This is a genomic window from Psychrobacillus sp. FSL H8-0483, assembly GCF_038637725.1.
Taxonomy (GTDB): Bacteria; Bacillota; Bacilli; order Bacillales_A; family Planococcaceae; genus Psychrobacillus.
The window spans coordinates 2,880,821-2,901,130 of sequence record NZ_CP152052.1; the positions used below are offsets into that span (position 1 = coordinate 2,880,821).

The window sequence follows — 20,310 nt, forward strand, 5'->3', positions numbered from 1 at the left end:
TAAAAAACTCCTTATTTCGTATCGTACCAGGATGAACCAAATGCATAATCTACTTTTAATGGAACGATTAACTTAATTGCAGATTCCATTACTTCTGGAACTATTTTTTCAAGTAATGCAATTTCTTCTTGTGGTGCTTCAAAAATTAATTCATCATGCACTTGCAATAGCATTTTCGTTTGCATATTTTCCTCTTTTAAACGCAAAGCCATGTTAATCATAGCTTTTTTAATAATATCTGCAGCGCTTCCTTGAATAGGCGTATTCATCGCTGTTCGTTCCGCAAAGCTGCGAAGATTAAAGTTAGAGCTTGTTATTTCTGGTAAATATCTTCTTCTATTTAAAATCGTCGTAACATACCCTTTATGTTTAGCTTCTTGGACAATTTCATCCATATACCCTTTTACGCCAGGGAAGCTATTTAAATATTGTTCAATAAATGTTGCTGCTTCTTTTCTAGTAATATCCAAGTTCTGAGATAAGCCGTAATCGCTAATCCCGTAGACAATTCCGAAGTTAACCGCTTTTGCAGCTCGTCTCATATCCGACGTCACATCTTCTTTTGCTACATGGAATACATCCATTGCCGTTTTGGTATGAATGTCCATATCGTTATTAAATGCTTCCACTAAGTTTTTGTCTTCAGACATGTGCGCTAGTACGCGTAGTTCGATTTGAGAATAATCCGCTGCAAACATAACCCATCCTGCATGAGAAGGAACGAATGCTTTACGAATCTTTCTCCCCTCTTCTAAACGAACTGGAATATTTTGTAGATTTGGATTTATGGAACTTAAACGACCAGTAGAAGTAAGCGCCTGCTGATAGCGTGTATGAATCTTTCCATCTTGTTCATGTATCTCTTTTAACAATCCTTCAATATAAGTTGAGTTGAGTTTACCTAATTGACGGTAGTGAAGAATTTGTTCAATGATTTCATGCTCACTTGCTAACTTCTCTAGTACATCCGCTGCAGTTGAGTAACCAGTTTTCGTTTTCTTTAAAGGAGGCAATCCTAATTTTTCAAATAAAATAACGCCTAGTTGTTTAGGTGAATTAATATTAAATTTTTCTCCTGCTAATGCATAAATATCTTTTTCAATGGATTGCAACTTTATTTCTAAATCGTGGCCCATTTCAACAAGAATTTGTTTATCTACTTTTACGCCGTCTGATTCCATCGTCCCAAGAATGGACGCGAGTGGTAATTCGAGTTCTTTATAAAGAGCGTACTGCTCATTTTCTTCTAATTTTTCTTCTAGAATCGGCTTTAACTTCCACACCGCTTGCGCTTTTCTTGAGGCGTGTTCTGCAAGCTTGTTCTGTTCAGGAGTTGTCTTTTTCGCGCCTTTTCCATAAATATTTTCATTCGTTAACACATTATAATAGCCAAATTCTTTTGCAATGATAGATACGTCATCAGATGAGATCGATGGATTAACAATATAGGCTGCTAAAAGTAGATCAAATTCAACCCCTTGAATGCTTACGTCGTATTTTTTACTTACAGCTTGGGTCGCTTTCGAGTCGGCTAAATACTTCTTCTTGGAATCATCCTCTAGCCACTCACGAAATGCTTCTGACTGAAATGCCTTAGCTTCAGGAACGAAATATGAATGTTCCCCATCTGATAACGCAATCCCTAATAACTCTGTTGTATGATATTGTTCGTCATACATTTCAAGATGCACGGCCATTTCATCCTGTAAAATAGCAGCATCTATTTGCTCTATTACTTCAAACTTAGTTTCTGTTGTAGTTTGTTCTTCTGCAACATACTCCGATTTTTCAAGAAGTGTTTTAAATGCTAGCTCTTTCCAAATAGTGATCACTTCATCCATATTCGGACCACTGTATGTTAAATCTTCTAAAGAAACATCGATTGGTGCATTTGTTTCAATCGTCGCCAGAACTTTACTCATTTTCGCTTGCTCTTCATTAGCCGTAAGTTTTTCTTTCAACTTCACTCCACTGACTGTATCTAGTGCTTGATAGAGATTTTCTACAGAACCATGTTCTTTTAATAATTTTATAGCTGTTTTTTCACCAACTCCGGGAACACCTGGAATATTATCAGAGGCATCACCCATTAATCCTTTCATATCAATAATTTGAAGAGGAGTTAAACCATATTTTTCTCCCACGTGAGCTGGCGTATACTTTTCAATATCTGTAATTCCTTTTCTCGTAATGTACACAGTCGTATTGTCCGTTGCTAGTTGCGTTAAATCTTTATCACCAGAAACAACGATTACTTGTTGGCCCTTCGCTTCCGCTTGCTTACAAAGCGTCCCAATAATATCATCTGCTTCGTACATTTCTAACTCATATCTTTTAATGCCATATGCATCGATTAACTTACGAACATACGGAAATTGTTCGGAAAGTTCTGGTGGAGTCTTCTGTCTTCCACCTTTATATTCACCAAAAGTAGAATGTCGGAAAGTTGTTTTACCAGCATCAAATGCAACGAGCATATGCGTAGGATTTTCTTCGTCCATAATTTTTTGAAGCATCAATGTAAAACCATAAACCGCGTTTGTATGTATTCCATGTTCATTTGTTAGTAAAGGTAAAGCAAAAAAAGCTCGATATGCAAGACTATTCCCATCTAATAAAAGAATTTTTTCGGATGACATATATTTCACTCCTTCAATTTGAAATGTGGCATTTTTTACGAAGAGCTATTCTCAGGGACAGCTCCTCTTCTGAATTTATTTATACAAATAAAAACCGTCATTCCCTATATCTTACCATGAGAGTAAGGGGAATGACGATTCATAACCTATTCTAAATAACCAGAAAGAATTCTAGCGTAAGGAGAATCAGATGGAATAATAATCATCGAATCTTCCCCAATTGTTTTTTTATACGATTCTAGCGTTCGGTATAGGGAATAAAACTCAGGGTCTTTTGAAAAAGATTTGTTATAAATCTGCGCTGCCTCTGCTTCTCCCTCTGCTTCAATAATAGCAGCATCTTTTTTAGCAGATGCAAGCATTTCTCTCACTTGTCGATCAGTTTCAGCTTCAATACGTCGCTTATCTGCATCCCCTGTAGATAAGAATTTTTGTGCAATACTCTGTCTTTCGGATATCATCTCATTATAAACCGATTGTTCATTTTCTTCTGGTAAATCTATACGTTTAATACGCACATCTACTACTTCAATCCCATACTTATCCTTTTCGAGTAGTTCGTTGACATGCTTCGTAATTTGATCGTTTAGGCTACCACGAGATGAGTTTTCATCATTTATAATATCACTATATTCTAGTTGGCCAAGCTCTGAACGAACGACGGAATAGATAAATTCTTCCATACGAGAACTAGCACCAACTAAGCTACCTGCACTCGAAATCATTTCTTTTGCATTTACAACGCGCCAAACTGCATAGTTATCAATGATGATACGTCTCTTATCTTTCGTGTTAATCTCTTTTTCAGAAAGTTTATAGTTCATTTGATATTTTGGAACGGTTGTGACACTTTGAATGAATGGTACTTTCATATGCAAACCAGGCGTCTCTTTTACATCTTTAATTTCACCGAACTGGCGGATTATTTTGTATTCGCCTTCTTTTACAACATAAATATTAGCAAAAGCTATGACAATAACGACAAACATTATGAAAATAGCAATAAATGACTTTGTATATTTTTTGTAGTCAATTGGAGTCTTTTCTTTTTTAGGTTTATTTTGTACGGTTTTAAATTTGGATTCCATATTTGCAAAAGGATTATTATTATCTGCCATTATTGCCCACTCCCTTCCTCAGCCTTAGTTTCTGTATCCTTTGAAGTTGGTGGTGGTGTTTGTTTTGTAGATTCTAGTGTTTGAAGTGGTAAATACTTCATCGTGCCACCGTCGTCATTCATAATATAGATTTGGGCATTCGGTAAAACAGCATCTAATGTTTCCATTACAAGTCGTTGTCTTGTAATCTCTTTATTATTTTGGTATTCCGCATAAAGCTTATCAAAAAGCGCAATATCTCCTTTTGCTTGCTCGATACGAGCTGTCTTGTACCCATTTGCATTGGAGATAATGGCATCTTTTTCACCGATTGCTTCACTCATTTTTTGATTCTCATATTTCTCTGCTTGGTTTACTTTCGTATTTTTCGTTTCCTCTGCGTCTGTTACTGCTGTAAAGGCTGAACGTACCTCTGCATTTGGTAGCTCTACATCTTGTAATTTAACAGTCAATACTGTAATTCCAATATCATATTTTTCTATTAGGGATCCTAGCAATTCATTTGTATCTGCTTCTATTTGTGCTTTTCCGGATGTTAAGGCATCATCAATTTTCGAATTCCCGATTACAGAACGGATAGATGCTGATGTTGCATCATGTAATAATTCTTGTGGACTCTCTGAATTAAATAAATAAGCTTTTGGATTTGTAATTTTCCACTGAACGACTAAATCTGTTAATACAATATTGTCGTCTCCAGTAATCATTTTTGTGTCCTTATCAAAAGAAGTAACCTCTCCATCAGGTGTTTGTTTATAGCCGAATTTGAGACTAAATGTTTCTTTTGAAAGTTTTTCTACTTTTTGAATCGGCCAAGGTAATTTAAATTTCAGACCAGATTCTGTGATCGGATCACTTGCTTCTCCAAACGTTATGACTATTGCTTGCTCCGATTCATCAACTGTATACCACGATGTAAATACTGCAGATAATAAAATGATTCCAATAATGGATATAGTGATGATCGTCATCAATCTTTTTGTACTCATATCTTTTCCCCTTTCGTATGTATACCTTCTTTACGCATTCAAATTGTAATAAGTTTCAAAAAAATAAAAAAAGCTAGCGACAAGCGCTAGCTTCTTTGGGTAAATCGTTTGGAAAAGGGGTCTAATTAAATGTAACAGACCATTGTAAATACTTTGTGAATAATTTGTAAATTTTTCATCACCAATTATTATTTTTATATTTTCTATAATAATTAAACTGGCGGGCAATCAAATAGAACTTCCGCTTAAAATCTTTGTCCTGTTTATAAAATAAAGGATTACCCCATTTTCCTGCTTTAAGTAACATGCGAACTTCTTTTTGAATTTCTTTATTGTCAACAAATTTTTTTAATACAATCTTAGGGACTACCGTAAACAAATAATGTTCATTTAATAGCGTAAGGGGTTTTTCTTTTTCATGGATCACGTCATCCACAAAATACCGTGCCATATTATGCCCAAGAGCTGTCGTATAATAACTAGAACGTCCTTGTCTAATATTTACTTCGAACACTTTAAATTTACCGTCCCGTTCATCAAACTTCAAATCAAAGTTTGCAAAACCAACATATCCTACCGCTTCTAAAAAGTGTTGAAGCTTTTTCATTAGGTCTTCATTATATCTCGTGATAAGTGCTGTATAATTTCCAATAGCAGTCACTGTATGTTCTTGTAACACTACTTGTGCTAGTGTGCTCAGTTGCGCTTTACCTTTTGAACTCATATAAAAAACAGAATCCCACATATATGTGTCATCACCAGGAATGAAATCTTGAATAATTAGATCCTCTTCATAGCCACTTGCATTCACTTGGTTGATTACATCATTTAACTCTTCGTGCGTTTCTACCTTGTATACCTTTTGTTGCCCTGGAAATTTATTTTTATAATATTGAACACCATTACTTGGCTTAATAATTAAAGGGAATAATACTTCTTCAGTAAAAGGCTCTTTTTTTGCGCAAGAATAGTTATAGGTTTTTGGGGCATCTATTCCATGCTCTTCACAAAGTTTATAAAAATTCGATTTTACAAGAAGATTATTCATCAATTCTTCCGACATATAGTTAAACACATACATTTCTTTTAATGCTTCTGTATTTTCTATAATTAAACGAACATAGAAATCATTTGTTCCGATTAATAATAATTGTTTGCCAGGTGCTTGATATTTTTTAGCCACTTCACTTAAAACTGCAACAAATTCTGTTTTGTCCCATAAGTTAGAATGAATTTCTATTCGTTCAATAATACTGCTCCATTTAGTAAACGACATTTCCTCTTTACCAACTAAGATTGGCTTAATACCATATTCTTCATGAAATGAAATTGCCATATTATAGGCATTTATATCTGTCCCAATAATAATCGGGATAAAAGATTGGTTCTTCATATTGACCTCCATTAACTTTTAACAAGTGGGATGAACACAGTAAAACTTGTCCCCTTCCCAACTTCACTTTCTACTTTTATCAAACCATGATGTGCTTCTACTAAATGCTTTACTATCGCAAGTCCAAGACCTGTACCACCTGAGTTTCGACTTCTCGCACGATCTACACGATAAAAACGCTCAAAAATTCGATTTATCTCTTCTTTGCTAATGCCAATTCCTTGGTCTTCTATTTGAAAGATGCCGTATTTCTCGTTTTTATAAATGGAAATATGTACAGTAGTATTTTCAATTGAATAGTTAATCGCATTCGTCAGTAAGTTCATCATAATTTGCATGATGCGGTTTGGATCTCCGAGAACCTCTACACTCTCATCTATGGTTGCAGCTATGTCCATATTTTTTTCTTCTACTAAGTGTGTTGTCATTTCAATGCTTCTATTTAACACGTTGTTCAGCTTCACTTTTTGGAGTGATATTTCAAATCCAACTTGCTCTACTTTTGAAAGATCCAAAAGATCATTAATAAGCATTTGCAAACGATTACTTTCCTTATGAATAATTTCTAAAAAAGAAAGTAATGTTTCTTCATTTTTGTAAGCACCATATAATAACGTCTCTGAAAAACCTTTAATAGAGGTAACAGGCGTTTTTAACTCATGCGAAACATTAGCAACAAAATCTTTTCTAATTTGCTCCAGCTTAACAAGCTCTGTAATATCATGCATGACCACAACAATACCTAGCCATCTTCCATGTTCACCAATAACAGGAGCTCCATACGCATTCATATAATAGGTATGTAAATTACGTTGAATCTGTATTTGCTCTCGATTTAAAGATTCTGTTAAAAATAACTTATCAATAAAAGCTTCTATTTTTTCAGGAAGTCCGATTTTACGAAATAGCTTGCCATCTACATCCTCCAATGAAATTTGCAATTGATTTAAAAATGATCGATTTACGATAGTGACAATACCATTACGATCAATCATAATTAGACCACTACCCATGTTTTCAATTAACGTTTTCAAACGCTCTTTCTCTGTTTCTCGCATAACTGAAATATCATGTAAATTACGGGCAAGTATATTAATAGAATTACTCAGCTTCGACATACCAGAAAAATCGTCTTCAAAAGCTCTAATTCGATAGTTCCCCCTTGCAAGTTCCATAGCAGTCTCCGTTAAATGCTCAATAGGTTGTGCATATTTTTTAAATATATTGGAACCAAGAAATATTGCAAGAATAAACGCTATAAATAATGCAAAAAATAAATATAACCAAAGCGAATGTTGTTCATTTGTCATATCTTTATAATGAATTGTAGATGACAATATTTCCGTTATATCTGCTTGCTCTTTTTTAGAAAGTCCTGTTGCATCTAAATAATCGGCTACATCATCCATTTTAGCATCTAAATGGACCTTTGTTGAATGTTCCCAAAAAATAGGAAAAAGCTGTCCAAGAATAAGACCTAGACCAGCTAATATTAACCCAATTATTATAGAATACGTTCGTAATATTTGGGATTGAAACGACTTCTTCATGAAGACTTCGGCTCCTCAAACTTATAACCAAGACCACGTATTGTTTTGATAAAGATAGGCTTTCTGGTATTTTCTTCAATTTTCTCTCTTAAATGACTTATATGAACGTCAACAATTCGTGTATCTCCCGCAAAATCATAATTCCATACCGCACTTAGTAGTTGATCTCTCGTAAGCACCCTATTTTTATTTTCAATTAAATAAACAAGTAACTCAAATTCCTTTGGAGTAAACTCAATTGGTCCGTTGTTTAATAATACTTCAAATCGTTCAGGGAAAACTTGTAAAGAACCAAATGTATAAGTTTCTTCGGAAGTTTGCTTTTGGCTATTTTGGTGGTCAGATGACATACCAGACCGACGAATCATTGCTTTGACGCGTGCTGTAACTTCTCGAGGACTAAACGGTTTTGTCATGTAGTCATCCGCGCCTAATTCTAGGCCAAGTACTTTATCGAATTCTTCATCTTTTGCTGTAAGCATAATAATTGGTGTTTGGATTTTTTTTATACGAAGCTCTTTACATACTTCCATTCCATCCATATGCGGCAACATCCAGTCTAACACGATAACATCTGGATTCTCCTCTACAGCAAGATTTAGTCCTTCCAGCCCATCACTAGCAGTTATTACTTCAAAACCAGCATCTTCTAGATTGTATTTTAATAATGTTACTATTGAGCTTTCATCATCTACAACTAATACTTTTTTCATTTTTTTAGCCTCCAAAGTCGATTTGAAACCCCCATTCCAAATCATTGACTGAAACATGAACTTTGTATAGGAACTTCTAGTTTTATTTAACTGGTGGTGTCACATGAAATATACCGTCCACGACCGTATCGTTTTGCTCATTTTGTGCGTTTACATAAATGACTACTTCATTTGCATGTACATGAACCTCTTTTACTTCAAAATTAAACGTTACAATTGCATAATGATAGGTTGGCGTCGGAAAGGAGACGATTTGCCTTGTTAAATGAGAGCCTGGTCCAGGCAAATACTTTGATAAAGCAGAAGTAATTATACCCGTCAACATGATCGGTGGAACAATAGGATTTTCGTAAATTGATTTAGAGGCAAAATCGTGCTGAATATACAAAGGATTATTATCATTTGTTAATCCCAAATAAAGAAGTAAGTCTTTGTCTTCTATTTTTTCAGTAATCATTAATTTTTCTCCAACAATTAACTCTTCAATGTTTCTTCCCATTTTCCTTATTTTACCCAACAACGATGCTTCATCCCCTCGTCAGTAAACTACTTCTATCTTAACAATAAGTACAATAAAAGTGCAAGGTGCTAGAGTATTGACGGTTAATGTAGCAGTATTTACCTAGACAATAAGAAAAGCGCAAGCGCCCTCTAAGTCCAAAACCTGTTTTGTATCGTTTTCGGAGGTCTTTGGACAGACTTATTGCTTTATCATTATCGATTGATTTTTAAGAGAGCTATCTTTGAAGAAAAGCGCTCAACTCATTACTCACATTAAAAGCCAACTCTGTTTTCACACGTTTTATAGTCTCCTAAAGCACAAAAAAATCGAGCGAGTTTATCTCGCTCGATTAATGTTATTATAGATTATGCTAAAACGTCCATTACTGCTTTAACTGATTCAGCAGATTTGCTTAATAACGCTTTTTCATCCTCTGTTAGTTCTAATTCAATAATTTTCTCAATGCCACCTGCACCTAGGACAGTTGGAACACCAAGATAAATTCCGTTCATACCATATTCGCCTTCTAAGTAAGCGATTGATGGTAAAACACGTTTTTGGTCTTTAAGAATAGCTTCAGCCATTTCTACTAAAGATGCAGCAGGAGCATAGTAAGCAGAACCATTACCAAGAAGGTTAACGATTTCAGCTCCACCTTTACGTGTACGGTCAACAATTTCTTCTAAACGAGAAGCGTCAATTAATTTTTCTAATGGAATACCACCAGCATACGAATACCTTACTAGAGGAACCATGTCATCACCATGTCCACCAAGAACGAAACCAGTTACATCTTTAACAGATAGGTTTAATTCTTGCGCAACAAACGTACGGAAACGAGCTGTATCTAGTACACCTGATTGACCGATTACGCGTTCTTTTGGTAAGCCTGATTCTTTATATACCGTGTAAGTCATCGCATCAACAGGGTTAGTTAATACAAGGATTGTTGTATTTGGAGAATATTTTACGATTTCGCTTGTTACAGCTTTCATTACTTTTTGGTTTGTTTGAACTAAATCGTCACGGCTCATACCTGGTTTACGTGCAATCCCAGCAGTAATTATTACTACGTCTGAGTCTTTTGTATCTTCATAATTTGAAGTACCGATAATGTTAGCGTCAAATCCTTGAACTGGACCTGCCTCCGCCATATCTAAAGCTTTCCCTTTAGTTGGGTTTTCAGCTTGGGGAATGTCAACTAATACAACATCTCCAAGTTCTTTTTGAGCTAATAAGAATGCAGTTGTAGCACCTGTAAATCCGCCACCGATTACTGAGATTTTATTTCTTTTTAATGTCATTAGAAAACTCTCCTTTTGTTCTAACGTAAAGGAAGGGAAATTCCCTTCCTAAAAACCAAATTTCGTTTTCAGCTTACATGTTTTTAATTAGTTCGTCAGCGAATTCGGAACATTTCACTTCTGTTGCGCCGTCCATTAAACGAGCAAAGTCGTATGTTACTACTTTAGACGCAATAGATTTTTCCATTGAATCCATGATTAGTTTTGCCGCTTCATTCCAACCAAGGTGTTCAAGCATTAATACACCTGAAAGGATTACAGAAGATGGGTTTACTTTATCAAGACCAGCATATTTTGGAGCTGTTCCGTGTGTTGCTTCGAAAATAGCATGACCAGTTACATAGTTAATGTTTGCACCTGGTGCGATACCAATACCACCAACTTGAGCAGCTAATGCATCAGAAATATAATCTCCATTTAAGTTCATTGTAGCAACTACATCGAACTCTTTTGGACGAGTTAAAATTTGTTGTAAGAAGATATCAGCGATTGAATCTTTTACTAATATTTTTCCAGCTGCAAGAGCTTCAGATTGTGCTTTATCAGCAGCTTCTGTGCCTTGTTCTTCTTTAATTTGATCGTATTGATTCCAAGTGAATACTTTATCTGCGAATTCTTGTTCAGCTACTTCGTAACCCCAAGTTTTGAAAGCTCCTTCAGTAAACTTCATGATATTCCCTTTATGAACTAATGTTAAAGAAGTACGACCTTCTTTAATGATGTAGTTTAAAGCAGCACGTACTAAACGCTTAGTTCCTTCTTCAGAGATTGGCTTGATCCCGATTCCAGAAGTTTCAGGGAAACGAATGTTTTTAACACCGAATTCTGTTTTTAAGAAATCAATTAATTTTTTAGCATTGTCTGTTCCTTTTGCATACTCGATACCTGCGTAGATATCTTCTGTGTTTTCACGGAAGATAACCATATCTGTATCTTCTGGACGTTTAACAGGAGAAGGTACTCCAGTGAAATAACGAACTGGACGTAGGCAAGTATATAAGTCAAGCTCTTGACGTAATGCTACGTTTAATGAACGAATACCTCCACCGATTGGTGTAGTTAAAGGACCTTTAATAGCAATTAGATACTCATTAATAACATCTAAAGTTTCTTGAGGTAACCATTCGCCTGTTTGGTCGAAAGCTTTTTGACCAGCAAGAACTTCTTTCCATTCAATTTTCTTTTCACCATTATAAGCTTTTTCTACTGAAGCTTCTAATACACGTGATGCTGCAGCCCAGATATCCGGACCCGTTCCGTCTCCCTCGATGAAAGGAATTACTGCTGTGTTTGGTACGTTAAGAACACCGTTTTCTACTGTAATTTTACCTGATGACATTTGTTATTTCCTCCTACTATTATAATCATAGGGCCATAAAGACAATATGTTAAAGCCCTTTCTATTTAAAAAATTGTTCTTATCTTTCTTCGATCGGAATATAAGTTTGCATACCCGGTCCAACATATTCAGCACGTGGACGAATTAAACGGTTGTCTGCATATTGCTCAAGGATATGAGCAGTCCAACCAGATACACGTGAAACAGCAAAAATAGGTGTAAATAGGTCATGATCAATATTTAGAGAATGATATACAGAAGCAGAATAAAAATCTACGTTAGGTGGAAGTTTCTTTTGACCAGTAACTATTTCTTCAATGCGAATCGACATATCATATAGTTTTGATTCTCCACGAAGTGTAGTCAGCTTTTTAGACATTTCACGTAAATGTTTTGCACGTGGATCACCTTTTCTATATACACGGTGACCAAAGCCCATAATTTTTTCTTTATTATCTAATTTAGCTTTAATATACTCGTCCACTTTATCAAGTGAGTCGATTTCAGTTAACATTTTCATTACTTGTTCATTAGCTCCACCGTGAAGTGGTCCTTTTAGTGCACCAATTGCAGCTACAACCCCTGAGTAAATATCAGATAAAGTTGCCACACATACACGCGCAGTAAATGTAGATGCATTTAACTCATGATCTGCATGTAGTACAAGTGCTTTATCAAATGCTTCGACTTCAATTTCTTCTGGAAGTGTACCTGAAAGCATGTACAAGAAGTTTGCAGCGTATCCTAAATCAGTTCTAGGAGCAACTGGATCTAGACCTCTACGTACACGTGAGAATGCAGTAACTAAAGTGGAAAGTTTTGCTTGCAGTTGAATTGCTTTTAAGTAGTTTGCTTCCTCGGACATATCTTCAGCTGCATCATCATATAATGCTAGCATAGAGACTGCTGTTCTTAGAGCAGACATTGGATGAACTTTATCAATTGGATAAGTTTTGAAATGATTTAAAACTTCTTGAGGGACTGCCATATTATCAGCTAATTGTTGTTTTAGTTCTGATAGCTCTCCTGCTTTTGGTAGGCGCTTATGCCACAGTAAGTACACAACCTCTTCAAAGCTTGCATTAGTTGCTAAATCATCGATATCATAGCCAACGTATGTAAGTGTGTCATCAATAATAGAACTGATGGCCGTCTGCGTTGCTACAATTCCTTCTAAACCACGAGTTGCTGTCATTTCTAAATCTCCCTTTCAACAGTACAATAATTCGCTCTACCTCTTTCGTAAACCGAAATACTATCTGTATGTATTATATTTCCTGAACTGCGTACTCCCATATTATATATCATAATTGGCGAATTTGTGAATGAAAACGCTTGAAATAAAATAAATAAGAAATTTCAATCTCCTAATTTATTGAAAAGAATGGATGAAAATGATTGCTCTGCAAATAAATAAAAAAGAAATTGTGACTTATTGGGTTCCAATAGGAATAATTATACTAATACTATTTATAGCTTACCCTCTTTCATTGGCTATTTTATGTGGTTACTTTCTATTCCCAATTACAAATTTCTTTTATAATAAAATAAAAATGCCAATTATTTTTAGTGTTTTGTTAACAGAAGCACTGATTTTAACAGGAGTTTTATTATTTCTATTCTTTATAGTGCAGACATTAATAGATCTCATCCCACTTATACACGACCATGTAGTCCTATTACCAATCGATCAATTACAAAAACATCCAATCTTTTTAATGTTTGAAGGGGAGTTTCAGGAATTATTAAATAAGTTATTAAATAATCTATTAATAAATCTCACCCATCTACCTTCTTATTTTTTTGAAGTATTTCTTTTTAGTATTGGGTTATTTTTTTCACTAACCGAATCTACAAAAGATCGTCTTTGGTTTCTCGTTTACTTTCCTAAAAAATCTCGCTCCTTTTTTCAAAGGGCTCTGATAAAGGCCTCTGTTGTCGTAAATAAATTTTTATCTGTGGGGTTAAAACTTTTTTTACTAACTTTTTTGCTATTATCCATTGGGTTTATCGTTTTAGGCTTACATAATCCCATAAAATACGCTTTTCTAATTTCATTAGTAGATAGTATCCCTTTCTTAGGTACTGGCCTCATTCTAATTCCGCTTAGTGTATATTTCTTTCTTATGGATGAACAGATAGTCGGTACAATCATTTTACTTCTCTATCTATTTGTTCAATTAACAAGACATATTGTCGACTCTATGCTTTGGTCTGCCTCTATGCAAATAAAGGCTGTCCACGTATTCTTTCTAAGCGCGGCAGCCATATTATTATTTGGGTTTATAGGTATATTATTTAGCCCATTTATTTATTTGTTCGCAAATAAGTGGGAGAGCCTTACGAAGACTTCTACTTCATCACAATAACTTGACCATTTTTCATTTTTTTTCGAATCCATCGATAAATAATTGGTTTAAATAATTTTCGAGTTGGAGCAAATAAAAGCATGAAGCCAAGGATATCTGAAATGAAACCTGGGAGCACTACTAAAATCGCTCCAACAAAAATGCATATTCCATTAATGGCAGCTTGACCGGGTGCTTGATAATTCTTCACACTATCTGAAACTTCTCGGAATGCTTTCATACCTTGTTTTTTCGCAAAATACCCACCGATCACTCCACTTGCTATTATTAAAAGAAACGTATTTCCAACACCTATTGTTTTACCGGATAGGAGTAAAATATATAACTCAATTGCAGGAATTATGATGAACAAACTAATAATCCATTTCATACATTCACCTTCCATATATATAATAATTGCCTCACCCTTTTGGGTGAGGCATATTGTTGTAGAAAAATCTTAATTTAAGGTGTCACCTCTGACTGTTTTGAAAACGTAAGTCAGTCGAGGCGCGCAAGCACCGCTTTTCTGCGACGAGCTTCGCGCAGGAGTAACGAAGAATGAAATCATTTGTCAACAGTCTGTTGCCTCACCTTTTGGGTGAGGCTATTACTATTAAATAATACTTGCATGGCCATGATAAATTACACCAGTTACAGCATCTATCGTTAATTCTTGGCCATTTCCAATTAATTTAGTCGCATTTTCAACGCCGACAATGACTGGAATTCCTAAGCTTAAACCTACTACTGCCGCGTGACTTGTTAAGCCACCCTCTTCCGTAATTAGTCCTTTGCATTTTTCAATTCCAGGAATCATATCTTTGTCGGACCCAATTGTTACAATAATACTATTGGAAGTATCTTTTCCTTCTAACTCTTTCGCACTATTTACAACAAGGGCTTTACCAAATGCAGTCATTCTACCGATTCCTTGGCCTTTTGCAACCATGTCACCAATTATATGTACTTTCATCAAGTTAGTAGTACCAGCTTCTCCAACAGGAACTCCTGCTGTAATGACCACAAGATCTCCATGAGTTACATAATGATGAAGGATACTTTCCTCGACTGCTACTTCTAAAATTTCGTCTGTAGATTGTGCTTTCCTTCCAACTATCGGGTAAACACCCCATACAAGCGTCAATTTTCGAGACGGTGTAATAGAGGAAGTGACTGCAATAATTGGAACTCCGGGTCTAAACTTAGCAATCATTTTAGCAGTATAGCCACTTTCTGTAGGTGCAATTACAGCTTTCACTTTTAAGTTGATCGCTGTATGTGCTGCAGCTTGTCCAATCGCATCTGTTAAGTTTACTTCTCTTGCTTTACTTAGCTTCGTTACATTCGCCCGATAATCTACAGCGTTTTCTGTTCGCTTTGCAATTTTGTCCATCGTTTGAACTGCTTCTACTGGATATAAACCAGCTGCAGTTTCTCCAGAAAGCATAATTGCATCTGTTCCGTCAAAAATTGCATTTGCAACATCACTCGCTTCTGCACGAGTTGGTCTTGGATTACGTTGCATAGAATCTAACATTTGAGTTGCAGTTATTACTGGCTTTCCAGCTTCATTACATTTTTGAATAAGACTTTTTTGCACTAATGGAACTTCTTCTGCAGGAATTTCAACACCAAGATCTCCCCTTGCCACCATTAAGCCATCCGAAACTAGAATAATCTCATCGATATTATCTACGCCTTCTTGGTTTTCAATTTTAGGGATGATTTGAATTTGAGCACCATTATTTTTTTCTAAAAGCTCTCTAATTTCTAATACATCTTTTGCACGTCGTACAAAGGATGCCGCGATGAAATCTACGTCTTGTTCTATTCCAAACAAAATATCCTTTGCATCCTTTTCTGTTATTCCTGGTAATTGGACAGATACTCCTGGAACATTTACACCTTTATTATTTTTTAACGTACCAGCATTTTGAACGAATGTTGAAATAATTCCATCACTTATATTAATCTTTGTCACAACTAACTCAATTAATCCGTCATCAAGTAATATAATAGAACCTTCCTGTACGTCTTCGATTAACTTCTCATAGGAAATAGAGAAACGTTCTGTGTTTCCTAACACTTCCGTCATCGAAATATCGATTGTTTGTCCAGAAATCAATTCAATAGAATCATTCTCCATTTTATGTGTTCGAATTTCAGGGCCTTTTGTATCTAATAAGATCCCAACAATTTTCCCTAGTTTTTTAGATACTGCTTTTATTGTTTTAATTCTAGCCGCATGCTCTTCGTGGCTACCATGTGAAAAATTTAATCGGGCAACATTCATTCCAGCTTCAATTAATTTTTCTAACATTTCCTCCGATTCACTTGCAGGTCCAATTGTACAAACTATTTTAGTTTTTCTCATAGTACAGTCCTTTCTAATTAAAGAAATATTTAGCTGATTAAATAGATAATTCTTTCGATAATTGATACATATTCGTATCAAAATCTTCTATCTTTTCAAATGCTTCCATCATATCATAGTCTACCACTTGATGATTCTGGATGCCAACCGCACGCCCTCCGTTACCTGATAGTAAAACTTCGACTGCCCTAGCACCGAACATACTTGCTAGCACTCGATCGCGACCGGTTGGAGAACCCCCACGCTGAATATGACCAAGCACGGAAACTCTAGTTTCAATATTTGCATGTTCCATTAGTTTTAATGCAAATTCCGAGCCACTCATAACTCCTTCTGCCACAATAATAATACTATGTTTCTTACCACGTGCATGTCCACTTTGTAAACGTTCCACAACTTCTTCCATATTTATTTCAATTTCTGGAATAATAATTGTTTCCGCACCTCCTGCAAGACCTGCCCATAATGCAAGATCACCGGCATCCCTTCCCATTACTTCAATAATAAACGTTCGATCATGTGAGGTTGCCGTGTCTCTTATTTTATCAATACAATCTATAACCGTATTAAGCGCCGTATCAAAGCCTAATGTATAATCTGTACCTGGAATATCATTATCAATAGTCCCTGGTATACCAACGCATGGAAATCCATTTTTCGTTAAGGTCATAGAGCCACGATAAGAACCATCGCCTCCAATAATAACTAACCCTTCAATATCATTTGCTCTTAACTGCTCTATAGCTTTGCGTTGTCCTTCTTCTGTCCGAAACTCTGGACATCTAGCAGAATATAGCTTCGTTCCTCCACGTTGAATAATATCACCCACAGAACCGAGATTTAGCAATTCCATATTCCCATCAATTAAGCCCTGATAACCATGAAATATACCTACTACTTCAAGTCCTTCATAAATTGCTTTTCTGACAACTGCACGAATTGCAGCATTCATGCCCGGAGCGTCTCCTCCACTTGTTAATACACCAATGCGCTTCAACTATTTCCCCTCCATCCTATGTAATTAATAGAATAAGCTTATCACGAAATGGCTAAAAAAAAAAATGCGCCTTATCTAGACGCATTTCCCTCCGTGAACTCCCCAATATTTTTAAACTTAGCATAACGATTTTCAATCAATTCATCTGCTGAAAGCTTACATAGTTGTTGTAAAGAGTTTATAAGTGCTTCTTTCATATACGTTGCTTGTGCATCTAGGTCTCTATGAGCACCTCCATGTACTTCTCGAACAATCGTATCAATAATATTCATTTCTTTTAAATCCGGTGCTGTAATCTTCATCGCTTCAGCAGCTTGCTTCGCAAGAGATGCATCTTTCCATAAAATAGAAGCTGCTCCTTCTGGTGAGATTACGGAGTAAGTAGAGTTCTCTAACATATGAATGTGATTAGCAACTCCTAAAGCTAGTGCTCCACCACTACCACCTTCACCGATTACGACACTAATTACCGGAACTTTTAAGCCAGCCATTTCTACTAAGTTCCTAGCGATTGCTTCACTTTGACCTCGCTCTTCTGCAGCTTTACCTGGATAAGCTCCTTTAGTATCGATAAAACAAATAATTGGACGATTAAATTTTTCCGCTTGTTTCATTAAACGTAATGCTTTTCGGTATCCCTCTGGATGTGGCATCCCAAAATTACGTCTAATATTTTCTTTCGTATCCAGACCACGCTGATGCCCAATAATAGTAATTGGTTTTCCGTCTAATAAAGCTATTCCGCCTATGATTGCCGCATCATCCCCATACAAACGGTCTCCATGAAGTTCAATAAAATCTGTACATAATAATTGAATATAGTCTCTTGTCGTCGGACGATTTGGATGGCGGGCTACTTGTACACGGTCCCAAGGTTCCATATTTTCATAAATTTCTTTTTCTAATTTTCTTAATCGATCTTCTAAATTTTCAATTTCTACTGTCATATCTACTTCTGCATTTACAGTGTATTCTTTTAGTTCAATTATTTTATTTTTCAGTTGAATAATTGGCTCTTCAAAAGGTAGTGCTTTTACCATGGGGATACCTCCTTACGCTCATGCATTTGAACAAGTAATGCTACTGTTTCTCGCATATCTTTTCTGTGTATTACCGCATCCAACTGACCATGATCCAATAAAAATTCGGCGGTTTGAAAATCTTCTGGAAGTTTTTCGCGAACAGTTTGCTCGATTACTCTTCGACCTGCAAATCCAATTAAAGCTTTTGGCTCTGCAATATTAATATCTCCAACGGAAGCAAAACTTGCAGAAACTCCTCCTGTTGTCGGGTGAGTCAAAATCGAAATATATAGAAGACCATGATCACTATGTCTTCTTAACGCTACGGAAGTTTTCGCCATTTGCATGAGGGATAATACCCCTTCTTGCATCCTTGCTCCACCACTAGCAGTGAAAATAATGAAAGGTACACGAAGTTCTGTCGCTTTTTCAACTGCTCTTGTAATTTTTTCTCCGACTACCGAGCCCATTGAACCCATTCTAAAATGGGAATCCATTATAGCAACTACAACTTGTTGACCTTCTAGTTGTGCAATACCTGTTAAGACAGCTTCATTTAGGCCAGTCTTTTTTCCATCTGATTTAACTTTTTCCGTATAACCAGGAAAGTTTAGCGGATTTATTGTTTCTAAATGGTCATCCATCGATACAAAGGACCCTTCATCTAAAAAGCTTTCAACGCGTTCAAAAGCCGTCATTTTCATATGATGATCACACGAAGGACAAACTTTTAAATTTTTCATGAGGTCCTTTGTAAACACATTTTTTCTACACTCCGGACATTTCATCATAATTCCTTCTGGCACATTATTTTTCTCGGTCGGAATCGTTGCATATTTCTTTTTCTGATTTTTTCTAAATATATCTCGAATACTCATTTAAACTTCTCCCCTATTCATTAACAAAAGCCATTCATTATAAAAAGATACGGCAAGCTGCTCATCCCCATTTTGCAAGGATGTCAGAAGCTGTATCCAGGCTCTTTTCTCTTCTGAATCCATGTAACTGCGATATGGCTCTCCAGCAAACTGTTTTAATAAAAACCAAATTTTTAATCCAAGTCTATTATCAGATATAATGAGTATTTCTCTAATAACATCCTCTCGAAGCACTTCTTCTTGTAGTAATCTTTCTACAAATGCATCCCAGATTGTTAGTTTTTGAAGATGCTCTGTCAGACAAATCGTTCGAATGGCATCTTTTTCTAAAGCCTCTCTTGTCGTGTGAACATCTTCCTTCGACTTAGACTCTTGCAATATAAAAGTGGATAATAATTCCACTAATTGATGTTTACGATAATCGGAAAGAAAAGTTCCCTCTCCTCTTCTTGTTTCAATTAATCCTAGTAGCTCTAAGCTTCTAAGTGCTTCCCTTACAGTTGATCTACCCACTTGTAAACGTTCTGCAAGTTCTCTTTCGGAAGGTAGCTTACCACCCACCGCAACTTGTTCATCATGAATAAGCTGTCTTAGCTGCTTGACTATTTCTAAAAACATTTTTCTTGAGTTGTTTTTTGGATTCATCCAATCCTCACTCTTCCATTTATTACAAAGTGGTCAGACCACTTATATGTATTAGCATACAAAAGATTTATTAAAACGTAAAGAAAAAACTGTACAAAAAAATGTACAGTCTAGAGATAAAGTTAATATTTTGTTCAAAAGGTCTGTTAAACGATCATGTTGTCACCTGCCGAAAATCCACTCGCTTGCCGTGGACGAACTACCAAGTCTCCTCGAGGCAACAGGATGTTGGTCACTGCGCCCATTCTGCGTCGAAAGCCGTAACCGACAGACGCAAATCCGTTGCCGCATGGATGTGGTGTTCTAATAAATATCCGCAAATTAGATTTAGCACGACTCTGTTCGCTTTCCGTGGGCGAGCGCCGAGCCTCCTCCTACGCTACGCTTCGTGCGGGGTCTCGACTGTCTCGCTTTCCCACTGTAGTCTCACGCCGCCGTGCTAAATCCTATAATACACAGTATCGTCACATCGAATATTTATCATAAAAAAACTATA

At 36.0% G+C, this 20,310-nt stretch carries 17 protein-coding genes; 1 reads left to right on the top strand and 16 read right to left on the bottom strand.

The features are described 5' to 3' along the window. Positions 1 to 11: 11 nt before the first annotated feature. The 10 genes from polA to citZ form a co-directional block, all read right to left on the bottom strand. The gene (gene polA, locus MHB48_RS13805) at positions 12 to 2,639 is read right to left on the bottom strand and encodes a DNA polymerase I (protein WP_342598588.1); all 2,628 of its coding nucleotides are present in this window, start codon (positions 2,637 to 2,639) and stop codon (positions 12 to 14) included. A 146-nt stretch (positions 2,640 to 2,785) separates the two neighbouring features. Next, a complete protein-coding gene (locus MHB48_RS13810; RefSeq protein WP_342601391.1) occupies positions 2,786 to 3,727 on the bottom strand; it encodes a protease modulator HflC in 942 nt (313 codons plus the stop codon). Between the two features lie 29 nt (positions 3,728 to 3,756). Next, positions 3,757 to 4,746, bottom strand: coding sequence for an FtsH protease activity modulator HflK (hflK, locus tag MHB48_RS13815; RefSeq protein ID WP_342598589.1), 990 nt, complete (start codon positions 4,744 to 4,746; stop codon positions 3,757 to 3,759). Positions 4,747 to 4,924: 178 nt separating this feature from the next. Further along, positions 4,925 to 6,139, bottom strand: coding sequence for a carboxylate--amine ligase (locus MHB48_RS13820; protein WP_342598590.1), 1,215 nt, complete (start codon positions 6,137 to 6,139; stop codon positions 4,925 to 4,927). An 11-nt stretch (positions 6,140 to 6,150) separates the two neighbouring features. Continuing rightward, entirely contained in the window at positions 6,151 to 7,689 is a 1,539-nt protein-coding gene (locus MHB48_RS13825) for an ATP-binding protein (protein WP_342598591.1), read from the bottom strand. Next, on the bottom strand, positions 7,686 to 8,402 hold the full coding sequence (locus tag MHB48_RS13830) for a response regulator transcription factor (protein ID WP_342598592.1): 717 nt from the start codon (positions 8,400 to 8,402) through the stop codon (positions 7,686 to 7,688). Before MHB48_RS13830 ends, MHB48_RS13825 begins: the two co-directional genes overlap by 4 nt. 82 nt (positions 8,403 to 8,484) lie before the next feature. Then, a complete protein-coding gene (locus MHB48_RS13835) occupies positions 8,485 to 8,901 on the bottom strand; it encodes a MaoC/PaaZ C-terminal domain-containing protein (RefSeq protein ID WP_342601392.1) in 417 nt (138 codons plus the stop codon). Between the two features lie 368 nt (positions 8,902 to 9,269). Then, on the bottom strand, positions 9,270 to 10,208 hold the full coding sequence (gene mdh, locus MHB48_RS13840; RefSeq protein WP_340922301.1) for a malate dehydrogenase: 939 nt from the start codon (positions 10,206 to 10,208) through the stop codon (positions 9,270 to 9,272). 73 nt (positions 10,209 to 10,281) lie between these two features. Then, entirely contained in the window at positions 10,282 to 11,547 is a 1,266-nt protein-coding gene (icd, locus tag MHB48_RS13845; RefSeq protein ID WP_340922303.1) for an NADP-dependent isocitrate dehydrogenase, read from the bottom strand. 79 nt (positions 11,548 to 11,626) lie between these two features. Further along, complete coding sequence (gene citZ / locus MHB48_RS13850) at positions 11,627 to 12,742, bottom strand: citrate synthase (protein ID WP_342598593.1); 1,116 nt, start codon at positions 12,740 to 12,742, stop codon at positions 11,627 to 11,629. Positions 12,743 to 12,941: 199 nt separating this feature from the next. On the opposite strand from citZ, the gene MHB48_RS13855 reads away from it, so the two are divergent. Further along, the gene (locus MHB48_RS13855; RefSeq protein WP_342598594.1) at positions 12,942 to 13,916 is read left to right on the top strand and encodes an AI-2E family transporter; all 975 of its coding nucleotides are present in this window, start codon (positions 12,942 to 12,944) and stop codon (positions 13,914 to 13,916) included. Here MHB48_RS13855 and MHB48_RS13860 read toward each other — a convergent pair. The 6 genes from MHB48_RS13860 to MHB48_RS13885 all read right to left on the bottom strand — a co-directional run bounded on the left by MHB48_RS13860 (position 13,900) and on the right by MHB48_RS13885 (position 19,814). Then, complete coding sequence (locus tag MHB48_RS13860; protein WP_342598595.1) at positions 13,900 to 14,286, bottom strand: FxsA family protein; 387 nt, start codon at positions 14,284 to 14,286, stop codon at positions 13,900 to 13,902. The genes MHB48_RS13855 and MHB48_RS13860 overlap by 17 nt on opposite strands. 225 nt (positions 14,287 to 14,511) lie before the next feature. Further along, complete coding sequence (gene pyk / locus MHB48_RS13865) at positions 14,512 to 16,272, bottom strand: pyruvate kinase (protein WP_342598596.1); 1,761 nt, start codon at positions 16,270 to 16,272, stop codon at positions 14,512 to 14,514. 37 nt (positions 16,273 to 16,309) lie between these two features. After that, a complete protein-coding gene (pfkA, locus tag MHB48_RS13870; RefSeq protein ID WP_342598597.1) occupies positions 16,310 to 17,269 on the bottom strand; it encodes a 6-phosphofructokinase in 960 nt (319 codons plus the stop codon). A gap of 71 nt (positions 17,270 to 17,340) precedes the next feature. Then, positions 17,341 to 18,309, bottom strand: coding sequence for an acetyl-CoA carboxylase carboxyl transferase subunit alpha (gene accA / locus MHB48_RS13875; protein WP_342598598.1), 969 nt, complete (start codon positions 18,307 to 18,309; stop codon positions 17,341 to 17,343). Beyond that, on the bottom strand, positions 18,303 to 19,169 hold the full coding sequence (accD, locus tag MHB48_RS13880) for an acetyl-CoA carboxylase, carboxyltransferase subunit beta (RefSeq protein ID WP_342598599.1): 867 nt from the start codon (positions 19,167 to 19,169) through the stop codon (positions 18,303 to 18,305). The genes accA and accD overlap by 7 nt, the downstream gene beginning before the upstream one ends. Continuing rightward, complete coding sequence (locus tag MHB48_RS13885) at positions 19,170 to 19,814, bottom strand: GntR family transcriptional regulator (RefSeq protein ID WP_342598600.1); 645 nt, start codon at positions 19,812 to 19,814, stop codon at positions 19,170 to 19,172. Positions 19,815 to 20,310: the final 496 nt, after the last annotated feature.